This is a genomic window from Olivibacter sp. XZL3 (assembly GCF_004368405.1).
Taxonomy (GTDB): Bacteria; Bacteroidota; Bacteroidia; order Sphingobacteriales; family Sphingobacteriaceae; genus Olivibacter.
In genome coordinates this window covers 1-1,493 of record NZ_SBJH01000108.1, presented here as the reverse complement: position 1 = coordinate 1,493, position 1,493 = coordinate 1, and the positions used below count along the sequence as shown (strand labels likewise).

The window sequence follows — 1,493 nt, the reverse complement described above, 5'->3', positions numbered from 1 at the left end:
TCGCTAAACTTACTTCTTTTCATTACCCCTAAATTATAAAACTACATTAATAATCGTAGCTGTTTTAAGGGAAGATTACACTATCTTTGCAATATGCTGTATAAAAACAGTGTTTGTTGAGAAAGTCCAATGACTTCTGTAATTTATCTGGAATTATGTGCCCTGATCGTTGTTCTGTTTCTTTCCATACAAGTTCATCCATTTGACGGAAATCTTTGGTTCCTAAATGGTACACATCCGAATCCCGTAAAATATCTTCGATTAAATTGGTTGGTTTTGTATTTGCCTCTGTTGCCATAATCGCTTTGTTTATTGCCAGTATAATACTGGCATCAATTTTCTGGCTACGTAAAAATTGTTCCATAATAAATGCTCCTCTTTTTTCATGGCCATCCATTGGCCCAAATAATTGACCGGTATCGTGGAACCATGCTGCCGCCAACAAAACAAATCTTTCCATATTTTTCAAACGATAGAAATCTGCCATTTCAGCTGCATTTTTAACAACAGCCTTTGTGTGTTCCAGATTATGATAGCATAGTTCAGCGGTAGTCTTTGAATCAAACAGGCTTACTACATACTCCGCTATTCTTTTTAAATAATTTTGCTTTGATATATCCATTGTATCAATATTTATTAAATTGACAATTACATTGGGATTAAAACCTAAATATTCTTTTGATTTTGCCGTTCATCATTGTTAGGAAATATTTACGCCAAATACATACCCAACAATTGCCGTTATTACCATTGCAATAGTCCCCCAGAAGCAAATTCTAACTATTGCGACCCCTATATTGGAGCCTCCTGTTTTGGCAGCAATAGCCCCCAAAATCATTAAGAAAATAATCGAAAAACCATATTGGTAATACACCATATTTTTTTCTGGAGCAAAAATGGAGACCACCATTGGCAACGCTGCTCCGGAAAGAAAAGAGAAAAACGATGCTACTGAAGCCTGAAAAGGTTTTGCTACAGTAATCTCGTTTATTCCTAATTCGTCTTTTGTATGTGCTTCCAGTGCATTGTGATCTGTAAGTTCTTTCGCCACGAGCATTGCTGTTTCTTTGCTTACACCTCTTTTTTCATAAATTTTTGCCAATTCGTGGAGTTCAATTTCAGGCATTTTTTCTAACTCTTTCTTCTCCCTGTTTATGTCCGATTTTTCTGTATCAGCTTGTGAGCTTACAGAAACATATTCTCCTGCGGCCATCGACATTGCTCCTGCGATGGTTCCCGCCAAAGCCGCTAAAATTATAGCATGTCGGCTGGGATCTGCGGCAGCAACTCCGATTACAATACTTGTGGTGGAAAGCAATCCGTCATTAGCTCCTAAAACAGCAGCTCTTAACCAACCCACTCTGTTTACATAATGTTTTTCCAATTCCATTTTTATAATTATTTATATAGTTTCAGAGCTGTCCAAAATAAATTTTCGAGACAAAAAACAGGGGTTTCAACGGTCTAAAAAGCAATCCTAAAGCTTTTTATCG

2 protein-coding genes are annotated in these 1,493 nt (G+C 36.7%); both read right to left on the bottom strand.

Annotated elements, in window-relative coordinates; all coding sequences use genetic code 11:
* Positions 1-64 precede the first annotated feature (64 nt).
* Entirely contained in the window at positions 65-622 is a 558-nt protein-coding gene (locus EPX21_RS19970; RefSeq protein ID WP_134091426.1) for an HD domain-containing protein, read from the bottom strand.
* 78 nt (positions 623-700) lie between these two features.
* Positions 701-1,390, bottom strand: coding sequence for a VIT family protein (locus tag EPX21_RS19965; RefSeq protein ID WP_206106118.1), 690 nt, complete (start codon positions 1,388-1,390; stop codon positions 701-703).
* Between the last annotated feature and the right edge of the window lie 103 nt (positions 1,391-1,493).

What these genes read in the sequence shown, in the direction of transcription:
- EPX21_RS19970 (WP_134091426.1), bottom strand. Translation starts at nt 622, where the DNA reads ATGGATATATCAAAGCAAAATTATTTAAAAAGAATAGCGGAGTATGTA.
- EPX21_RS19965 (WP_206106118.1), bottom strand. Translation starts at nt 1,390, where the DNA reads ATGGAATTGGAAAAACATTATGTAAACAGAGTGGGTTGGTTAAGAGCT.